Raw genomic sequence first — 21,585 nt, forward strand, 5'->3', positions numbered from 1 at the left:
CGGTCATCATGATATTATCTAATCACTTTTAATGCCCCCTGAAGTACTTCTTCACGGCTGTCTATCTCAATGGTGTAGTAATACACTCCATTAGAAACTAAGTCACCATTGTATGTACCATCCCACTCACGAGAAGGGTCTGTGGTTTCGAAAAGGACAGTTCCTGATTCGTCGTAAACATTGATACGCACAGGGTCACTGATTCCGAAGTGAGAAATACCCCAGGTTCTGTTCCTTTCTGCGCCATTAATAATAAGCAGGTTCGGCACGTCTGTAATACGTGGTTCGAGCTGGAACAGGAATGTCTGGGTCGATTGATCCTGGCCATCAGATGCGGTGACGGTTACGATAGCAATACCCGCCGCATTATTTACTGTAATAGTCAAGCTATAGTCACCGCCTCCGTTATCTGTCACATCCAGTGAGTTGATGAGAGCGTTATTATCTGTAGAGGCCGTCACAGTGATCTCAGAAAGGTCACTGTCCGGGTCTGTCACAGTGAATAGTGACACAGGAATTACCTCCCCTACTCCAATGACAATGTCATCTATCGGGCTGATCACAGGAGGATCATTCACCGGCCTAACATTAAGGTTTACAGAGGCAGAATTTGAAAACTCAGTGCCATCTCCGGCAGAGTAAGCAAATAGATCAGAACCGCTATAGTCTGTATCTGGAATAAAGAAGAACTCTGTAAGGTCTGCCACGTCAATAATGTCACCTGCAAATACAGGCACACCATTGATCTGTAATTCACCATTTGAAGGAACTGTCTCTATTCTGATTTGCTGTAAATCATCTCCGTCATTATCTACATATCCATTAAGGAAAGTAGCTTCAGACAGGTTGAATGGAACGTCCTCATCCAGGTTGATGGAGATATCGGAAGCCACCGGAGCATTATTTATACGCACCAGTACTTCATTAGTAATAGCGCTACCACAAGAACTTCCGGAGGTGACCACTCGTCTGAAGAATGTTGTCATCGTATTATCCGGAGAGTAAGACTCTGCATTGGCACCTGCAATATCTGTCCAGTTCAATCCGTCTGTAGAAGACTGCCACTGGTAGGTATAATTTCCGTCACCTCCCTGTGCCGGAGCTATGGAAAGAATAGGGTCGGGTGTGGCCGTACTGGCTACTACCTGATCATTGCCTATCTCCCCGGCAAGGATATCACTGAATACATCCACAGTTACACTATTGCTGTATTCCTCACCACAGCCGCCACCGTTGTAGACAACTTTCCGTCTGTACATGGTGGACACGGTAAGAGCACCCGGAGTGAACTCAGGACTATTAGCACCGGCTATTTCATCCCATAATGTTCCGTCTACTGACTCTTCCCACTGGTAAGTTATACTGCCACCACCACTGGCGTCGGTTTGAGAAGTAAGAGTAGCGGGAACGGTATTAAAGCATACTGTCTGGTCACCGGCGATAGTACCTGGTGAGGTACCGGGCAGTACTTCTATAGTAAGCACATTGGACAACTCAGTACCACAACTGCTTCCGGCTGTTACTCTTCTCCTGTAATAGGTAGTCTGAGTAAGGGCTTCGGGTTGGTAGTTCTCACCTGTAGCTCCTGCTATATCTGTGAAGGTTACGTTATCCACGGATACTTCCCACTGATAATCATAGGTGCCGTCACCCCCTTCAGAGGCAATCAGCGTGATTAACTGATCGGGAACCGTATTAAAGCATATCTGTTGATCGTCATTAATAGTGCCACCTGTCAGCGGATCGTATTGATTAAGTGTTGCAGGATCTGAGATCACATCGCCACAATCTCCACTGGCCACTGCACGGTACTGGTAACCGTTCAGCGAAGCCGGTGTACCACTGATAGTCAGGGTAGCCGTTTGCGTGCCACTATAGACACCACCTTCCGCAATATCTGACCAACCGGCACCGTCATTTTCCTGCCATCTGATAGTAAGCCCTGTGCCACCGGCTGAAATACCGAAGCTAATATCACCGCCCTCACAGGTTATATCTGTCTGAGGCTGTGCTGTAATCTGAACGGGATCATTAACTGAAACAACCGCATCACCACTGGTTACCTGTACGCCGCAAATATTATCTACTCTTACAGTGTATGTACCAGCATTACTGGCTGTGATATTATCAATTGTCAGAGTTTGCTGATTGGCACCTGGTACTCTTACACCGTTCTTTCTCCACTCATAGGTGAAGGGCGATGTACCACTCACATCCACTGATAATACAAGTTGATCACCGGGGCAAAGCACCTGACTAACTGGGTCTGTTACAACAGCAGCAGGCTCATTACGTGTAATGGTCACGCTGTCCACAGAAGGATCACAACCACCTCTGCCAATGGACCAGTAAAGTTTATTTTCACCGAAAATAAGGTTCTCGGCAACGGCCTCACGGTCATTGGCATTAGGGCTAAAGGTCACACCTGCAGGCCCGGTCCACGTACCTGTTTCACCAGCAGCAATGGCATTTGCCTGTAATTGTATGCTGGCATCACAGGTTTGCTGTGCGGGTGTCAGTACGGATGCAGTAGAGAGCACCTGGTTATTGGTAATAGTTACTGTATCAGTACTTGGCGTACAACCACCTTTGCTAATAGTCCACACGAATACATTATCACCAGGCAGAAGGTTAGAAACCGTCACACTGGCTGATGATGCAGTAGGGTTAAAGATTACACCGGAGGGCCCGCTCCACTGTCCGGATTCACCGTTTGATGTATCGGCGGCTCCTGCCGTCAGGCTGATAGTGTTATTACATACTTCAGAGTCTGATCCGGGAGAGGTAATCTGTGCTACAGTATTCACCTGGTTATTGGTGAGCGTAACCTGAGCATTTGAGCTACATCCTCCCCTGGTGATTGTCCAAGTGAGTGTATTGGCTCCGGCTGCCAGGTTATTTACAGTAGTTACCGGATTGTTGGCATCGGCAAAAGTGACTCCTGCCGGTCCGGTCCAGGTACCAGTTTCGCCGTTAGCAGGCGTACTGGCCTCTATAGCAAAAGTATTTACACACACTTCTTGTGTAACAGTGGATATAGACGCTACGGCCTGAAGTTCGTTGTTTACGATAACTACAGTATCACGCGCTACACATCCTCCTCTGGTTACACTCCAGATAAACTGATTGTCACCGGCTACCAAAGCGGTGGCATTGGTGTTATTGCTGGTAGGGCTACTAATAATTACTCCGGAAGGTCCTGTCCATACACCTGATTCACCACTTAGCAGGTTGGTTGCACTCAGGGCTACTGTACCGTCACACGTTTCAGAGTTATCCGAATTCATAATATTGACGGTAGACTGGACAGTGTTATTAGTAAAGTTTACAGTAGCCACACTGGGTGTACATCCCCCACGGGAAATAGTCCAAGTGAAAGTGACAGTACCTGAAGGTATGTTACTGGCAACCGCGGTTGGGCTGTTAGCATCATCAAATACGACACTTCCAGGTCCGGTCCATGTACCTATTTCTCCTGCTGCCGGTGTATTTCCAGTCAGTTCCAAGGTGGATGAACAAATTTCACCAGCCGGATTTGAAATAGACGCTATGGTAGTTACTTCATTATTCGTAATTACCACGTTATCAGAAGAGTTGCCACAAGCGGCCAGATCCAATGTCCACGTAAATGTTTGGGCCCCGGCAGGAATATTGCTAACGCTCACATTGGGGCTGTTGATATCCGGACTGAACACTGCTCCTGCGGGACCAGTCCACGTGCCGGTAATACCGGACGGAGCGGGCTGGGCAGAAAGCGAGGCTGTACCATCACACACCTCTGTATTGGCTGTATTTACGCTGGCCGTAACATCGTAATTGGTAATACTTACCGAATCAATGCTTGGCTCACAGATGGTGCTCCCTCCTCTTCTGACGGTATAGTAGATTGTTTCTTCACCAACAGGAATATCTGTTGCCGTTACATTCTGGGCAGAGGCATTTGGCGAGAAATTCACCAGACCACTTGCACTACTCCAGACACCACTTTCGCCTGCATCTACTGCGGAAGCACTTAGTGCTACGGAGTTTGAGCAAATACCCATGTCTGACTGAATGATATTGGCAACGGTGGTTACCTCATTATTGGTGATTGTTATAGAGGTACTTATTTCACATCCTCCCTTACTAATCGTCCAGGTGATATTATTTGCACCAGGCACCAGATTTACACTGGTGGTATTGGCTGAGGGACTCGTGAAGGTTACGCCAGAGGTAGTACTTGACCAGGCGCCGGTTTCTCCGCTTGCTGGGGCATTTGCCGAAAGGGCGAAGGTGCTCTCACATACTTCCTGTGAGGCCTGATCGATAATGGCAGCGGCTGTAGCCGGACCATCATCGAGTATATCCACAGTTACACTTTGTGAAGAAAGGTCTATTCCATCGTAAGTACCGTCTGTACTTGTTGCACTGTGTGTTATAGATACCGTTTCCGGACCTTCGCATACTCCATCATCTACCGCAGTGACATTTATTGTCTTAGGGGTATCCCAGGCATCAGCACCATTTGCAGTGAAAACCACATCGGCGATAGCTGTAATATCTGCTCCAGTATTGAAGCTGATGGTCACAGGGCTTACTGGCTCAGATGTCAAAGCTATTGTATATGAATCAGTGACTGTTCCATCTTCAGCTACTGTCACACTTGTTTTGCTCAGGGTGATACCTGCAGTATCGTTATCAGCAATAGTGGCGGTCACATTCTGACCACTCACATTCAGCCCATCATAAAAAGGGTCTGTTGAACTGATACTGTGTTGAATAACAGATGTATGAGAGCCTTCGGCCACATCATCATCCGTCGCCGCCACGGTTACGGTTTGCAGGTTATTCCAATTAGATGGAGTAAAGGTGATATCAGCTATTGTATTAAGCTGGGCATCCGTAACAAATGATACCGTTACATCTGCTACCGGTTCTGAAGTAAGCCTGATGCGGTATGTGTCTGTGGCTCCATCTTCAGTTACGTCCACTGTAGAAGCTGTAACGAAGAGCCCGGCAGCGTCGTCATCCTGGATGCTGGCGGTTACGTCTGAAACTGAAGCACCATTGTAGTTCACATCAGAACTTGCCAGACTATGCTGTATGGTGCCAGTATGGGGATTTGCCTCATCGATCAGATCGTTTATAGCCACTACGGTTACTGACTGGGGAGTGTCCCAGTTACCTGGAGTGAAAGTCAGGGAAGATATCGCCTGAATCTGAGAATCAGTTATAAAGCTTACAACTACATCTGCGGTAGGCTCACTATCAAGTACGATTGTATAGGATCCGTTAGTACCGTTCTCCTGAACATTAACAGTGGTTGTGCTCAGGGTAACGCCAAATGTGTCATCATCATTAATTACCCCTGTACCCTGGCTATCTGCTATAGTAGCGTTAACCGGCGAAGAAAGGTTAATAACAAAATTCTCGTCCCCCTCATCAATGTCATCATTAATGACTGGAACGTTCACCGATTTTGTGGTTTCACCGGGGTTAAAGGTTAGGGTACCTGTTGTCGTTGTATAATCTGTACCGGCAGAAGCTGTTCCATTAAGAGTTGCATATGCCACAGTAATGGTATTGGTACTGGAGCCGGATAATGAAACACTAAAGGTTACCTGGCCCGCTGCTTCAGAAGCATTTGCATCCGCTACTGATATTACAGGAGGAGTATCATTATCAGTTATAGTACCTGTTCCCTGACTATCTGCTATTGAGGCATTAACCGCTGAAGATAAATTGAAAAACAGGGTTTCATCAGCTTCATCAGCACTATCATCTGTAATAGCCACATTCACAGTTTTAGAGGTTTCACCGGCTGCAAAGTTCAGGGTACCTGATGTAGCCGTGTAGTCAGTTCCTGCTATAGCCGTATTATCAGCAGTAGCATAGGCTACAGATACAGGCAAGCCACTGGAAGCAGATAGTGATACAGTAAAGGTCATTGTGCCGGCCCCTTCGCCTGCGGTCACATCATTTATGGAAATAGCAGGAGCGGTATCATCGTTTACTATGGTACCTACTCCTGTAGCATCAGCAAATGTTACATTCTGTCCATTTGAAAGACCCGAAATATTGCTGAGACCTACGTTGAAGGTTTCATCAGCCTCAAATTGAGTATCGCCAGTGGTATTTACGGCAAAGGTCTGTGTTTCGCCTGCGGTTCCTGTGAAAGAGAGTGTGCCGCTGGCAGCAGTGTAGTCACTACCTGCAATAGCTGTATTATCAGATGTGGCGTAGTCTACTGTAAGTCCTCCCTGAACGGTATTATTGAGGGTGACTGTAAAGGTGAGGGTATTGCCTTCTGTTTCGGTAACATCATTTATGGATAGAGCAGCGGCATCCGCATCCTGAATTGTCACTATAACCGGGCTTGTGCCATCGGTAGCGTTAACCACTGAGTTCGCATCCAGTCTAACGGTTTCATCGCCCTCGACCAAAGCATCTGCTATGGAGGTTACACGAATGCTATCCAGCACCTGGCCGATGGGGATAGTAATTGCTTTCTGCGTAAGGGTATAATCCACACCTTCAGTCGCATCGTCAACATTGCCTGTCAATACGACAAAATTAAAGGTTACAACCTTACCTGAGGGAGCACTTAACTGATACCGGATGTAGCTACTTCCACCATCTTCACCAATGGCCGAGTTAAGCGTACTGAGGGTAAGCGTAGGTTGTGCATCATCATCAGTAATAGTGGCTATTCCCTGTGAATCAGCAATAGTAGCATTAACGGGGGACGAGAGATTAAGGGCAAATGATTCGTCATTCTCATCTATCACATCATTTAACACCGGTACATTAACAGTCTTTGTCGTTTCTCCGGGATTGAATGTGAGCGTGCCACTAACTGAAGAATAATCTGCTCCGGCCAATGCCGTATTGTCTGCCGTAAGGTAGTTTACACTAATGGTTTTTGCACTTGCTGCAGAGAGTGAAACGGTAAAGCTCAACGGAGACAGGGCCTCGGAAATGGCAGGGTCATTTACAGACAATGCAGGAGCCGCATCATCATCGGTAATTGTAGCAGTCACCTGCTGCGTACCTGACTCTGTACCATTAGTTACGGAAGATATGTCAACGATGATACTTTCATCATCCTCATCCGTTGCATCATTGACGATTGTGATGTTTGCATCTGCGGAGGTATTTCCTGCAGGCACTATAATAGAGGCTGGGCCTGAGTAGTCTACTCCGCTACCGGTAGCTGTTCCTGAATAGACTAGATTTACCGTTACATCACTGGTATAGGTATTAGAAAGAGTCGCTTTAAGTGTTAAAGTTCCTCCATTTTCAGCTACTGATGCAGGTGTAACGGAAAGGGTGACTGTAGGGGCTACTACCGGAGAGGCAAACACTTCAAAGTGATGTTCAGAAACCTCTGTTACTAATAAGTTTCCATTACCATCAATAGTTGCATCAGTTGGGAGCGTAAATCCATTAGCACCGGAAGCATTAGGCGTAGTGATGTTGTACTGCCAAACCCCAGAAGAATTAAATACAGCTATTCGATCATTATTCCTGTCAACCACATAAAGGTTGTCAGCAGCATCGATGGCAATACCTGTAGGGATATCAAACTGACCATTTCCAGATCCGCCACCTCCATTAATACTATTTACGAGAATTCCGGTAGAGGTGTATTCGTATACCATATCTGTAGTCAAAGCAACCACAAATATATTTCCCGTAGAAGCTACATGAACATCAGATGGATAAGTAACCGGTATAGTACGTATATACGAACCGGAAGTATTAAATACTTGAACCCGGTCATTTCCACGGTCCGCAATATAAATTAAGTTGTTATCGTTATCTACAGCAACGCTTTCTGGAAACCGAAACTGGCTATTACCTGAACCAAAAGTTCCTGTCGTGCCAATTTGAAACTGGTAAGTGAAGGAGCTATTAAAAACCTGCAGACGGTGGTCAGATCGGTCTAGAGCATAAATATTACCTGCATTATCTATGTCCAGGTCTACAACATTATTAAATTGACCATTACCACTTCCTGCAGAACCAAACTCGCCACTATAAGAATAATCAGCATTTAGAATTTGTACCCTATCATTACCTCGGTCAGCTACAAAAATTTTTCCAGTAGGCCCAGAAGCTATGCCCTCAAGGAAATTAAACTGTACGTTACCTGTTCCCTGGGTACCTACGGTAGTATCGTAAACTAACTGGCCATGGCTTTGGGTTGACAAGCCGCAAATGAAAAATGCGGCTATAAGAAAAAACCTAAAACTGGTAGAAATGTATTTGTTCTCCATCAGCAATCTTCACTATTGATCGTTCTAATTTGAGCTAAATTCTGCGGGCTCGAAAATCACCCTTAATAGTCTAAGCTAATCCGAACGTAATCTTAACCCGGTATTTTTTTATAATCGGGTGAATGAATGAAGGATAGGCCTGGCTATTTGAACAACTAAATAAGGCAAAATAGTAGTATATTCTATTCTTAAATAAGAATAATACCAATCAAGTACGTAGTTACAGACTATTAATTTTATATCTAAATATGCTTACCTTGTAATATTTTACAGAAGTAAACATAATCAGTGACACAGGTAGGGTTCTGTAAAGCCACTGAGGTACTGATCTGCTGAAGCAGAAAGAACACCGGGATTCAACAATTCACTAATTTCATTTACCTTCTCTATGGGAGTTATGCGTTTACCCGCTACCTCCATCAGGTACACTATCGCATTGAATTGGGAAGTTGATTCAAGTTCAGGATTAAATTCCAAGGCGATTTTCCTCAGATTATCATCTAATTCTCCAGGCATGCCTATGGCCTGATTAACTATATAAGAGGCACTGGCTCCTAACCATTCATAATGCCGCTTTTCTAACCTGAAATCACCTTGAAAATTAAACCCATCAGGAGTATGGCTTTCAGGCAGAGCAAAATAAGCCCTGGTGAGGCGCTCATTATTAAATTTAAACGGATGGAATGTAGATAGTAAGCCTAAGGGTGGCAATGTATCATTCCAGCCATTCATTACTTCACCAAGTTCACTCCCGGAAACACAAGCAATCAAATAGTTAATAGAAGACCTCTCCACAACATCCTTCATTCGCTGTAAGTCAAAGAGACTCTGTTCACTATTACCAGCATTTACAAAAAGCTCGTAATCTTCATCTCCCCTTTGTTGCATGCCAAGCATAAATGACGAAAGAAACTGATAGCCTGCTTCATAGAACGCGAGAGAAATCATAGTTCGGCCCTCTACCCCACCTGTATACAGGCCATGAGCGAACGTCTCTTTCCATAACCCTAGTGAATGGGGTATCACATATTCGTTTTCAGGAGCGTAAGGCAGAAACTCCCCAGAGTCCAGTGCAAGGACAGGCACTTCACTCCGCTCTATTATTTCTGCTATAGACTGTCTCTGGAACCTGCTTAGCAAGGCAATGATCAGGTCACTGCCTCCTGTGATGGCTGCTTTGATTTTATTATTTAACTCGCCTACAGAGCCCTCCGAAATGTACTCGTAAGTCATGTCACATCCCGGATCTTCATACAGTGGCTGAAGCCCTTTTTTGAGTTGCTTCCCCAGTTTAGGGTAAAGGCTTGAATAAGGAACGATAGTTGTAATAATCATAAAAAGAGCCCCCGCTAGCGGGGGCTGATCAAAACTTGATAGAGGTTACTTTAACTTCTGCTTGGGTAAATTCCGTTTACACAGATTATGTAATTCAAGACAGAGTATGGCATCATGTTATAGTGGGAGTTATTTCCTCCTGTGTATCCTAATTCTACCTGACCTGATACATTACCTCCGTTTAGAACTATATTTGCTGGCTCGGAATTATACCCATTATATACGTACCCAAAATCTGGTGCGCCAAATGAAGCTAGGGTATCATTATTTTGCGGCACATGACTATTCCCCTCACTGGATGATGCTTGTATCTCCAACGACATATTGGAAACAGCCGAGTGGCCATGAGTAGGTATATGCATAATATCCAGTTGGTCAGTTTCTACACCACCCCGTCGCCCCAGTATTTTAGTGGTGATTCCGGGGCCGTTGCCTTCTCCAACCACCATTCTACCCTGTAAATCAGGTAGTGCAAAAGTGGTTCGTCCATCACCGCCGTAGTAGTTGCCCACTAAAGAGTATAAGGCTGTATAATTTGCTATAGGTAGTAACTGCCCTTTGCAGAACATCCAATTTTGAGGTGCATAATTGGGAGCCCATGCTACCACATTTCCTAAATAATTTAAGGCCATAGTGATTAACTTCTAGGTGGGAAAATACCGTACATGCAAATGATGTAGTTCAGCACAGTATAGGGCTGCATATTATTGTGAGAAAGGTTTCCACCGGTGCTTCCAATAGTAACCTGACCAGAAACAGTCCCACCTGCAAGACTAACGTCAGGAGCCACACCTGATTTATAAGCATTTACATCTACGCCTTCAATAGAGTTAGCGGCTGCCAGTACCATACCATTGGAAGGTGTAACTTCATCTGCTGGCTGGCTACTCACTCCAATATTTGCTTGTAGCCCAGTAGTTACTGATGAATGAGTATGAGAAGGTATTTCAGTAATGTTAAGAGTAACATTTTCCAGTCCCCCTTTTTGTCCCAAAGGTCTCATCGATAGACCAGGACCATCCCCCTGACCTACGATAGCCCTACCTCTGAGATCAGGTAATGCGAAAGTTGTGCGACCATCTCCTCCATAAGTAGTGCCGATCAGAGAAAATAAAGCTGTATTGCTTGATATAGCTAGTAACTGCCCATGACAGAACGCCCAGTTGCGCGGAGCAAAGTTTGGGGCCCAAGGCACCACCATACCGATAAATGCGTCATCCATTGCGCTAAAATTTAGTGTTTGAGTTTAATTTCTAGTTCATTAATTGGCTCAGATAAAAATTCGTAACAGGTAATGATAAATTTTCTATCTGACCTGAGCTCAATATGTGGCTTTTCCTTTATTTGATTTACACTTAAAGAGAAGGAAACCTTTCATGCCTATATTTTTTTAAAAAACAACAAAGCCTTACCTTACCGGATCAAACAGAGGAATTGTTCAAACAATCGAAATTGCAGGTACTTTAGTATATTGCATTGTCAATTAAATCGGCATCATGATTAACAGACTATTTTTAATAGCACTTTTTTTAATCACCCTGGGTGTTTCTACTGCTGATGCACAGTACTATAGGAGGATCAGAAATCAGCGGCTAACATTTTTATTCGGTGGTGGCCTATCCACTTATTACGGGGAGCTCCAAAATGATGGGGTTATTCTTAAAACAGACTGGAATGCCGGAATTGGTTTTCAGTATGCCTTGCGTGACAGATGGGCACTCAGATCGGACATTTCCGTATATCACATCTCCGGCAATGATGCTAACGCGAAAGGAGAATTTGAGCAAAGCAGGAAGAAAAGAAATCTATCATTTGAGGCTACTAATTTTGAGTGGAACGTGGTAGGTGTCTTTCACTGGTATTCGTTGGATGCTACGTCCTTTTATAGAAGACCCATAGCTAACCCCTATTTATTTGCTGGTATAGGTGCAACGACTAATAACCCTACTGCAAACCTGAACGGTGAATCTTACGATCTCCGCCCTATTCAAACGGAAGGTGAAGAATACGCCAGCATAATCCCGGTGCTGCCTTTCGGGGGAGGTGTGAAGTTAAGGATAAGTAACTTCCTCAATTTCAACGCTGAGGTAGGCTATCGTGTGGTATTCAGCGATTATCTGGATGATGTGAGTGACACATATATCCCACAGAGCGCTTTTGCCAATGAGGCGGAGCGTACGCTGGCAGACAGGCGCCAGGAGTTAGGGTTTGATCCGGTTCCAGCAGGAACTTTGAGAGGAAACCCTGATAAGAATGACGGTTATTTACTTCTTAAATTTTCCCTGGAATATTACCTGACTCCAGGCCTGGTGAGAAACAATCCTTACCGAGCAAGAAGAAGCCCTTACAGAAGGTAAGGTCTGCCTTCCATAAAGAATTTAAGCCTACCCCTGATGGGGTGGGCTTTTTATATGCTCTCATTACTCCATCCGGCTGGAATAGTACATCAATTCAAGAACCCAGCACAGAGTTATTGCTTTATTATTTTGCTAACCTTACTAAGGTTCTTTAGGCCGCCTAAGTATAGGAAAAGTATGGTATTCATCACAAGATGATAGACGTGGAGGTGGAGAAGCATTAAAAAGCCACTGCTGAAATTTCAGCAGTGGCTTTTTAATTATTAGTGTTGAATTATTTAGGCAATTACCGAAGGGCCAGATCAGCAGTGGCTTGCTGTTCAGAGTCTAACTCTTCGAAACGCGATGCATGGCTTTTGTATTCAGGTACGATCTGTTTCATCTGTGCTACAATAGCCATGTCGTCAGTACCTTTGGCCAAATCAATCAGCTCGCGTATCAAGGGCAGCACATCATGGTATGCGATTTCACGAACCTGTGCACACATAATTTTATTGTGATGAGTTGGGAGGTTGTTTTCCGAATCGTTTAGAAGTTCTTCGTACAGCTTTTCCCCTTCGCGAAGGCCAGTAAAGACAATCTCAATATCCCTGTTTTCCACCAAACCGCTGAGCCTTATCATCTTCCGTGCAAGGTCTGCTATCTTAATGGATTTACCCATATCGAAGATGAATATCTCACCACCGTTACCCATTGCTCCTGCCTCCAACACAAGTTGACAAGCTTCAGGGATGGTCATAAAGTACCGAGTAACGTCAGGGTGGGTAACCGTAAGCGGCCCCCCTGCAGCAATTTGCTTTTTAAATAGGGGAATGACAGAACCATTGGAGCCTAATACGTTTCCAAACCTTGTGGTGATAAAGAGGGTATGTTTATCACCTGTCTTTTTAAGCTTATCGTTCAGTGACTGGACGTAAATTTCGGATATCCTTTTGGAAGCTCCCATTACACTGGTGGGATTTACTGCCTTATCCGTACTAATCATCACGAACTTCTCCACCTCATAGCGCACGGAAAGGTCTGACAAGACCTTAGTGCCCAGCACATTGGACCTTATTGCTTCGGTGACGTTCTGTTCCATCATGGGAACGTGCTTATAAGCAGCCGCATGATAGACTATATTAGGGCGGTAGGTGGAGAAAATTTGTCTCATCCGTTCACTGTTGCGGATATCTGCCAGGATAATATGCACCTGTACCATAGTGAAATACGGAGATATTTCACGTTCGATTTCATATAAAGCAGATTCGCTCTGGTCTACCAATATGACTTCTCTGGGCTGAAACTGGAGTACCTGACGAACTATTTCACTACCGATGGAACCGGCTGCACCGGAAATGAGCACACATTTGCCTAATATTTCTCTCTTTACATTCTGGCTATCAAGTACTATACTCTCCCGACCAAGAAGATCTTCTATATTAACTTCTTTGATCTGCTTCAGGGAAAGTTCGCCATTTACCCATTTATCGGCCGGGGGAACAGACCGGACCTTTACAGAATGCTTTAGGCAAATATCAACAAGCTCATTTTTCCGCTCCAACGTAATGTTCTTGACGGTTATGATAAGCTCCTTGATATGATTTCTCTTGATAAGTCTTACTATATCTTTTTCTGCGTCATAAATGCGGACGCCTTTCATGAACTTACCAATCTTGCGTGGATCATCTTCAAGAAATCCCACCACACGAATTTTTGAGGCGGCCTCTTCATCAATTACCTGCTTGGTAAGAAGTCCACCCTGACCGGCACCGAAAATAAGGGCCTTCTGCCTTACTTTCATTACTTCTGCATAGTAGCTAAACACATACTTGACAAGCATGCGGTAAAGAAACAGCAGGGTAATACTGCAAAAGTATGTGATAAGTATAACGGATACGGGAACGAGGCTAACATCAGTAACATAACGATAGATTACTGAGCCACAAAAGATCAGAACGGAGGTAAGTGTTACGGTGATAAGTAACCTAAGGCCATCCTGAAGGCTGGTATAGCGGATAATACCGGCATAACTCTGGGTCAATAGGATAGAAATAAGAGAGGCCATAAGGTACAGACCAAGAGTTACCTCTGGCTGCTGGGCAATAACATCGCTCAACACAAAGTTAAACCTTAAGGAATATGCAATCCAGACCGATAAAAGTATGACGGCAAGGTCTATCAGTAAAATAATCCATCGGGGAATTATCTTTAAACTTCTGATAAAATTTGTCATTACCATATTTTAAAAATCACGCCTTGTGAAAAAATCTCTCTCCCTCATTAAAAAATTCAATGCATCTGTAAAGATACAGCCTATGAAGGAGTATTGTATTAAAAAAATATTAAATCTGGTACATACATTTTGAATGTACGTCGCTACAATTTACCCACGAACCTATTTTTTTAAGATAGCGAAAAAAGTCCTGAAAATTAGTTTTATGTCTCCAAAAAAGGACTGATCTCTGATATATTCAAGGTTCAAATTCAGCTTTTTGGGCATTATTTCTTCTATGTAATAGGTTTCGGGGTCATTTGCCTGAGCAAGCAACTCACTTTCTCCTACAAACTGTATAGATGCCTGATCAGTGATACCTGGTCTTACTGTAAGAACCTTCATTTGTTCTTCAGAGTAGTAATTCACAAACTTTCTTACTTCCGGTCTGGGCCCTACCAAACTCATGTCCCCAATAAAGACGTTAATAAGCTGGGCCAGTTCATCGAGTTTCAGTTTTCTGATGTAGTATCCTACTCTGGTTACGCGCGGATCCCTGTCTCCTACTGTAATCTGCCTACCTTTATCCGATCCGGTGTGCATGGTACGGAATTTAAACATTCTGAAGTCCTTGTTGTTTTTTCCGACCCTCACCTGTCTGAAAAAAACCGGTCCTTTCGAGTCCATCTTTATCAAAATAGCAATGAGTAATACCACCGGAAAAAGGATTATTAGCCCCACGCCGGAAGCTATAAGGTCAAGTATCCTTTTCATCCAATCACCGCTTCCCTGGCTTCTGCCACGGCTTCTACTACCCGCTTCACCTGGGCATCTGTCAACTGAGGGTAAATTGGCAGACTAATTTCATTCTGATACATATCATAGGCTACGGGTACATCTTCTACCGTAAAACCAGCCTCCCTGAAAACGCTTAGCATAGGCAAGGGTACAAAATGCACGTTGACAGCAATTCCCTTACTGCTTATTTCCTCAATCATGGCATCCCTGCCAGCTTCGCTCATACCTTTGACTCTTAATGGGTAAAGGTGGGCTGAACCGCGAGTGGAACCGGAAGTTTGAAAAGGGGGGGTCAGGGCCCACTCATACTGTTCAAAAGCCTTATTGTATTTTTCGAATATGGTTATTCTGGCTGGCAGAAGCTCTTCATGGTACTTCCGGTATTGGGCAAGTCCCATGGCGGCTGCCAGATCGGGCATGTTGCACTTAAAGCCGGGGTAGACAATATCATACCGCCACCCGCCGGCTTTTGTCTTGGTGAAAGCATCCTTAGTCTGACCATTTAATGACCAAAGCCTAAGGGTGTTATAAACAGATGTATTATCAAAAGGCTGAGGAAGCGAAAGACATAGTGCTCCACCTTCTGAGGTGGTTACATTTTTAACGGCGTGAAAAGAAAACGCAGTAATGTCGGCCAGGGAGCCACTATCACGGCCTTGATATTTTGCGCCAATGCTATGCGCTGCATCCGAAAGGAGTAAGATACGGCCTAAGGAAAGCTGTGGTTCACCGGCTGGGTCAAACAGAGCCTTCACTTCGGGTGATTTGATAACTTCGTAAAGTGCATGATAATCGCAAGTCCACCCTGCAATGTCCACAGGAATAATAACTTTAGTTCTGGCCGTAATAGCTTTTCTAACCTTTTCCGGATCGATCGTAAAGTCTTCTTTAATATCAACCATAACAGGCTTAGCACCAAGATGCATCACCACAAGGGCCGTGGCGCAATAGGTGTATGCAGGAATAATGACTTCGTCCCCCTTACCAACTCCGTACCAATGCAGGGCAAGCATGAGGGCTGAAGTGGCCGAGTTAAGGCAGAGTGCTTCACTCGCTCCTGTATGGTTTTTTAACAGGTTCTGAAGGGCATTTACTTTTGGGCCAGTAGTAATCCAGCCAGAATTCAGTGTATCTGTTACCTCATCTATGACTGACTGGTCTATGAATGGAGGTGAAAAGCTAATTTTTTCCTGTTGCTCGCTCATATCTTTTTTTCCATTACCAGGGCTTTGTTCTTTTCAATAACAGTCACCCAGCCATTGCGCTTATAACTTTTGATAGCCTGATGGTTGAATGCATTTACAGTAAGCCTCATGAGCTTAACGCCCTTTTGTTTTGATATTTCTTCAAACTCTTTCAGCAATAGAGTACCGTACCCTTTTCCACGGTAGGCGGGGTCCGTACCTATTACAACTAAGCCTGTGTAGGGTTCCGCTGGCTGAGGTATATCCGCACTGATCATTTTTTCACCACGTTGGTCAACTAAGCCTAACCTACGCCGGACATTACGGAGGGTGAAGGAGGCTTTAGCCCGCATTTCCTTATGTAAGACTAGCCAGGGTCTTACTACAAAGGCCCTTACTGCCTGATTAAAACTATGCTGAAGCATGCCACTCGCAGAGCCGGTTTCTAAAGACCCATCTACAACGAATCCTCCACAATATGCTGCACAAAGGCCTTCTTCTGTCTCCAGGTAGAATAAGAACGCTGTGGGTTGTACAATATACCACTCAAGCATTTTTTGCAGGTAGGTGACTCCCATAGCACTGGATAGAGAGGCAGGAAAAGCCCGCCGCTGACATTTGGCGATACTCTCCAGATTTTCTTTACCCGCAAACTTTACGCTGGACGTTCGACTCGTATTTTCATTCCTCACCATACAATTCGATGAGCTTCCTGATGATTCTGTCTGATGCTTCGCCATCCCAAAGTTCAGGCACACGGCCTGTTTTTCGGTTTCCTGAAACCAGGTTTTTTACTTCTCTTTCAATATCAGGAATGGCGGTGCCTACAAGCACGTTTGTACCAATATCTACGGTTTCGGGTCGCTCAGTATTATCTCGCAAGGTAAGACAAGGAACTTGCAGAACGGTGGTTTCTTCCTGTATACCTCCGGAATCAGTGATGACGCCAAAGCTCCCTTTGATCAGATAGATGAATTCCAGGTATCCCAGGGGGTCAATGAAATGCAGGTTATCATATTTGAGGCCGGTTTGCCCCAGAATGGATGCTGTGCGGGGGTGGACTGGAAAAACTACCGGCTTACCTCCTGCATTTTGCATGATGGCGCGAAGTGTTTCGGCTAGCTTTTCACCTTCATCAACATTGGCTGGCCTGTGAAGAGTAAGCACAAAATAATTATTTTCTTCAAGGTGCAGCTCATCTGCTACCTCGGGTTTTCTAAGCCGGTCCTGGTTTGCCAGTAACGTGTCAATCATGGTGTTACCAACATAATGAATACGATCAGCCTCTATTCCAGCTTTCTTAAGGTTTTTATTGGCAAACTCGGAAGTGGTAAAGAAATGATCCGCAATTGAATCTGTAACCATCCGGTTGATTTCTTCAGGCATGCTCAGGTCAAATGACCGTATGCCTGCTTCTACATGAACTACCTGCTTATGCAACTTTTTAGCCACTATACTACAGGCTAGAGTGGAATTGACATCACCCACTACTACCACTACATCAGCCGGATTCTTAAGTAGTTCTTCTTCAAACCGAATCATTATGTTGGCCGTTTGCACGGCATGGGATCCACTACCTACCTCGAGGTTTGCATCAGGATGGGGAATATTGAGTTGTCTGAAAAAGGTCTCGCTCAGTTTTTCATCATAATGCTGACCTGTATGAATAAGCCTGTATGAAATAGCCTCACCTTCTTTCTGTTGCTTTTTAACTGCATGAATTAAAGGCGCAATTTTCATAAAATTAGGCCTGGCACCTGCTATAAAGGTTATTGAAACCATTATGAGTTAATATTTTTATTTAAAAAATTTGCGAAGGAATCTAATTGTATCCTTCTGTCAAAAACTTCCCGGGCGGCTTTTCTGCCATTTTCGCCTTTTCTCCTGAGTTGTTCTTCATCGTTGCTGGCAAAGTTATCCAGCATGCTCTGCATATCTTCAATATTGCCGGGCTCAGCACTAAACCCTGCTTCAAATCGATCGATAAGTTCCTGACCTTCTCCCCCACCGGCAAAGAGGATAGGTACTCCGGCTGCCATCCCTTCATAAATCTTGGAGGGAACTGCCCCAAAGATAGGCCGGGTGAGGGGAGCAAATATACCATCGTGAGCCGATAAAAGGGCTGGAATCCTGTCTCTGCTAACACGGCCATGCATAATTATGCCACAATCAGGATTTGCCTTAATGTAGTTTTCCACCTCATCTTTCTCTGCTCCATCTCCATAAATATGCAACTCCAGGTTACGGTCGGCAAATTTTAATTCTTTGACGTACCTTTTCAACCCCTGAGCCACCCCAATCAGGCCTGCGTAAACTATTTTTCTCGGTTCGGATACCGGTTTGTTTTCTAAGGTGGAAAACCTGGTATAATCTACCCCATTCCTAAAAAGGTGTGTACGGGTAGCCTGCCTTTCGGCAATGTGTTGCAGGATCTGCTGTGACTGGCCTGTTACTGCAAAGGACTTTCTGTAGAGAAAGTGTTCAAGTCTTTCGAATTGGCGGTAGACAAACCCATCGGAGATTGCTCCCAGCTCTTTTGCTGACAAAGGCCAGAGGTCGGAAACATTCATGATGTGGCTCGCACCGCTCCACTTAGCTAGATACAATCCGGTAAGGGCCAGAGTCAATGGCGGACTTTCAGATATTACGTAGTCTGGCTTCCACTTTTTCAGCTTACCTAATCCGAAAAAGGAGGTGGCTGAAAAAGATAGCATAGACAAAATTCGAGGTATTTTATTGGGACTATTTGACGGATAGAGCCAGTAGCGATATACCTGAATATCTCTTGAAAGGGAATCTGTGCCCAAAGGCTCTGTTGTACTAAAACGTCCTTTATAGCCATCAAAAATTCTACCTGTGGGATAATTTGGCATAGCGGTGAGCACCCGGACATCGCAACCGCGTTCTACCAACCCTTTAGCCATTTCAACCAGGCGGTTTTGTGGTGCGCCTATCTCAGGCGGAAAATATTGTGTAAGTATGACTACTTTCAATCTTTCTTTATTTTTGATACGATGGCTTTATACTTCCCTGCCGCTGTCCGAGGAATGGCTTCTACAGACTGGAAGGTAAGCTTTCCTTCGCCCACTCTTTTTCTGAAGTTACTTTCGATTATAGCCCTATCTTCCTTGCTATACCCTTTTCCAGGAACTACAAGAATACGGAAAACATCGCGTTCTTCCTGAATAACCTGCGCCTCTACTATATTAAGTTCGTGTGTTTTAAATAAGGCATCGAGCCTGCTTATGTATCGATCATCAGAGGTTATAATAAAATCATCAATTCGACCTCCTATCCGGGTGATCTTTTTATAGTGGAGTTTATCATCAGCCGTGCAGGATTGTACGACACCACCGTCTCCAACCTCATACCGGATAAAAGGCATATCGGGATTGATAAGCGTAGTGCAAATAAACCTTCCTTCTTTAGTCTCTTCAGCAACAGGATGGTTTACTCCGTACTCCATTACCTCCATAATACCTACGTCTGGCCAAAGGTAAATATCCTGCCCTCCATATGTACACCCAGCAGCGGTAAGTTCACTCATGCCGTACGTATTTATGGTCTGACAATTAAAGGCTTTTCTAATAGCTTCCTGCTGATAGTCAAAGAAGAACTCTGCATTACTGATAGCCGCTTTAAGCCTGGGAACTTCCAGCCCCTGCTCAAGGACTAGCATTGAAAGCAGATACATGGATGAAGCGTAGCCATACATGTATTCTGGCTGGTATTTTCTTAACGCCCGGGCATAATGTGGTACAAACTGCGGGGCTATATGAAAACAAGACATGTAAAGTTGATTCATGGCTTTGTTTTTCACCCAGAAGGGGGGGCTGGTCTGATTGGCGCTATTTATCAACTGTCCCCCCAGCATTGCGTACTTATCATGCCTAGTAATGCCATGCCAGTTTCTCATCCGGCGCTCAAAAATAGCATAGTAGGTTTCTGTGGTTTCCCTGGACCAGAATACGGTAACCGGCTTACCTGTACTGCCACTAGTACGCTCCGTATACATTTTTTTTGGATCGCAATCCTCCGCGATAAAGGCAGAATTGTAATTTCTGACTTCTTCTTTGGTAAGCACAGGCCAATTTTCAAGCCTTTTCCAGCTTTCCGTATCACCTTTTTTTGATCTCTTGTCCCAGTAAGCTTTATAATAAGGGACTTTGTGCCGGGCTCTATGAAGTATAAAATCGAGCCGTTCCTGCTGGTAGGTTGCCCATTCGTTTTTTGAATAAACATCCCGCTCGGCAACTTCCTGTATTAACCTATCGGAGTTTTCCGTATAACGCCACTTATTTCGCCTTTCACCCACCCAGGTGGTGGCAGCATTTTTCACAAAGCCGGGTAGTCTCTGAAATATGGGCAAAAGGACATTCTTCATCTCCGGAAATTTTATGCAAACATAGCGCTCAAATATGAGAGGGACTAAAAATCTTTAAAACTTTGCGCAATGTGAGCCCACCGCTGAGCAAGTTTTTCCTCATCAAAATTTTTCACATTTATACTGGCACTACGCCCTAATTCTTCAGCCAGTTGGCTGTCTTCCAAAAGCTTCCTAAGGTGGACGGCGAAGGCCTCAGCCTTTACTTCAGAAGTAAACAAAATATCGCTGCCTTCATTCCAAATGAGAGGCAATTCTCCTACCCTACTACTGATCACGGGTAAGCCGGAAGCAGCCGCCTCAGCCACTGACATGCCAAAGCTTTCATAGGAAGTGGTATTAAGCAGAACATCATGGTTGCGATACACCTCCGGCAGGCTGGCGTTAGGAACAGGACCTGTAAACGAAATTCTATCCGCAACTCCGAGATCATCGGCCAGGCTTTTAATCTGAGGTAATAGCCCTTTATCCGGCCCTACCATTGTTAGAGTCAGGTCGGGGTAGTCTTTACCTAATTCATGAAGTACCTTAGGGGCAATATCCGGATTATAGATAGGGGTAAAAGCTCTGACCCACAGCAGTTTTTTTACAGGGCCATAGACAGGTTTGGGTGAGAATGCTGCCAGGTCCACCATATTTGGCATATAGGTAATGGCACAATCAGGATTCTGCTTATTGAAAAAACGATGCAGATAATTACTTGGGGTATAAATGAAACTTGCCTGAGAGAAAAGCTCATTAATTCTATCAGCGTTGTTCTGGAAAAACTCAGGCAATGAGCCACCATGAAGTGCGAGGACATAAGGCTTTTTTCTCTTTAAGGCTAGCCTGGCAGTTGTTTCAGCAATTCTAAAGGCATTTCCACTGTATACATCTATGTGAAGGATACTATAAGGATAGCTTATTACCCTCATGAGAATATCAGGAACCCGATATAATCTATTCGTAAAGGAAGAAACAAAGGACGATTTAAGCCCCTGTTTATTCAATACTTCTGCCACTTTCCGTGAAGGAGAGGTAGTACCAGCTTTTTTATCAAAAAAGTTACCTACAAAAAGGATACGCTTGCTCAAGC

General features: G+C 44.5%; 13 protein-coding genes. 1 reads left to right on the forward strand and 12 read right to left on the reverse strand.

The window, feature by feature from the left end:
• Positions 1–14 precede the first annotated feature (14 nt).
• From AB9P05_RS22840 to AB9P05_RS22855, 4 genes are all read right to left on the reverse strand, one after another.
• The gene (locus AB9P05_RS22840) at positions 15–8,192 is read right to left on the reverse strand and encodes a Calx-beta domain-containing protein (RefSeq protein ID WP_371911158.1); all 8,178 of its coding nucleotides are present in this window, start codon (positions 8,190–8,192) and stop codon (positions 15–17) included.
• 351 nt (positions 8,193–8,543) lie between these two features.
• Positions 8,544–9,593 (reverse strand): hypothetical protein, encoded by a 1,050-nt coding sequence (locus AB9P05_RS22845; protein WP_371911159.1) that lies wholly within the window; start codon positions 9,591–9,593, stop codon positions 8,544–8,546.
• Positions 9,594–9,643: 50 nt separating this feature from the next.
• The gene (locus tag AB9P05_RS22850) at positions 9,644–10,225 is read right to left on the reverse strand and encodes a phage tail protein (RefSeq protein ID WP_371911160.1); all 582 of its coding nucleotides are present in this window, start codon (positions 10,223–10,225) and stop codon (positions 9,644–9,646) included.
• Between the two features lie 5 nt (positions 10,226–10,230).
• On the reverse strand, positions 10,231–10,815 hold the full coding sequence (locus tag AB9P05_RS22855) for a phage tail protein (protein WP_371911161.1): 585 nt from the start codon (positions 10,813–10,815) through the stop codon (positions 10,231–10,233).
• A gap of 274 nt (positions 10,816–11,089) precedes the next feature.
• Between AB9P05_RS22855 and AB9P05_RS22860 the strand changes: the two genes are divergently transcribed.
• Positions 11,090–11,950, forward strand: coding sequence for a DUF6089 family protein (locus AB9P05_RS22860; protein ID WP_371911162.1), 861 nt, complete (start codon positions 11,090–11,092; stop codon positions 11,948–11,950).
• Positions 11,951–12,236: 286 nt separating this feature from the next.
• Here the strand turns inward: AB9P05_RS22860 and AB9P05_RS22865 are convergent, their stop codons facing one another.
• From AB9P05_RS22865 to AB9P05_RS22900, 8 genes are all read right to left on the reverse strand, one after another.
• Complete coding sequence (locus AB9P05_RS22865; RefSeq protein ID WP_371911163.1) at positions 12,237–14,165, reverse strand: polysaccharide biosynthesis protein; 1,929 nt, start codon at positions 14,163–14,165, stop codon at positions 12,237–12,239.
• A gap of 162 nt (positions 14,166–14,327) precedes the next feature.
• Entirely contained in the window at positions 14,328–14,918 is a 591-nt protein-coding gene (locus AB9P05_RS22870; protein ID WP_371911164.1) for a sugar transferase, read from the reverse strand.
• Positions 14,915–16,147 (reverse strand): DegT/DnrJ/EryC1/StrS family aminotransferase, encoded by a 1,233-nt coding sequence (locus tag AB9P05_RS22875; RefSeq protein ID WP_371911165.1) that lies wholly within the window; start codon positions 16,145–16,147, stop codon positions 14,915–14,917. Before AB9P05_RS22875 ends, AB9P05_RS22870 begins: the two co-directional genes overlap by 4 nt.
• Positions 16,144–16,821: a GNAT family N-acetyltransferase gene (locus AB9P05_RS22880; RefSeq protein WP_371911166.1), complete on the reverse strand. Its 678-nt coding sequence runs from the start codon at positions 16,819–16,821 to the stop codon at positions 16,144–16,146. Before AB9P05_RS22880 ends, AB9P05_RS22875 begins: the two co-directional genes overlap by 4 nt.
• Complete coding sequence (gene wecB / locus AB9P05_RS22885; protein ID WP_371911167.1) at positions 16,808–17,908, reverse strand: non-hydrolyzing UDP-N-acetylglucosamine 2-epimerase; 1,101 nt, start codon at positions 17,906–17,908, stop codon at positions 16,808–16,810. The genes AB9P05_RS22880 and wecB overlap by 14 nt, the downstream gene beginning before the upstream one ends.
• The gene (locus tag AB9P05_RS22890) at positions 17,908–19,119 is read right to left on the reverse strand and encodes a glycosyltransferase family 4 protein (protein ID WP_371911168.1); all 1,212 of its coding nucleotides are present in this window, start codon (positions 19,117–19,119) and stop codon (positions 17,908–17,910) included. Before AB9P05_RS22890 ends, wecB begins: the two co-directional genes overlap by 1 nt.
• Positions 19,116–20,510, reverse strand: a complete 1,395-nt coding sequence (locus AB9P05_RS22895) for a phenylacetate--CoA ligase family protein (RefSeq protein ID WP_371911169.1) — start codon at positions 20,508–20,510, stop codon at positions 19,116–19,118. The genes AB9P05_RS22890 and AB9P05_RS22895 overlap by 4 nt, the downstream gene beginning before the upstream one ends.
• A gap of 44 nt (positions 20,511–20,554) precedes the next feature.
• Complete coding sequence (locus tag AB9P05_RS22900; RefSeq protein WP_371911170.1) at positions 20,555–21,583, reverse strand: glycosyltransferase family 4 protein; 1,029 nt, start codon at positions 21,581–21,583, stop codon at positions 20,555–20,557.
• Positions 21,584–21,585: the final 2 nt, after the last annotated feature.

Origin of the sequence: Roseivirga sp. BDSF3-8, assembly GCF_041449215.1 — a bacterium.
In the GTDB taxonomy this organism is placed as follows: Bacteria; Bacteroidota; Bacteroidia; order Cytophagales; family Cyclobacteriaceae; genus JBGNFV01.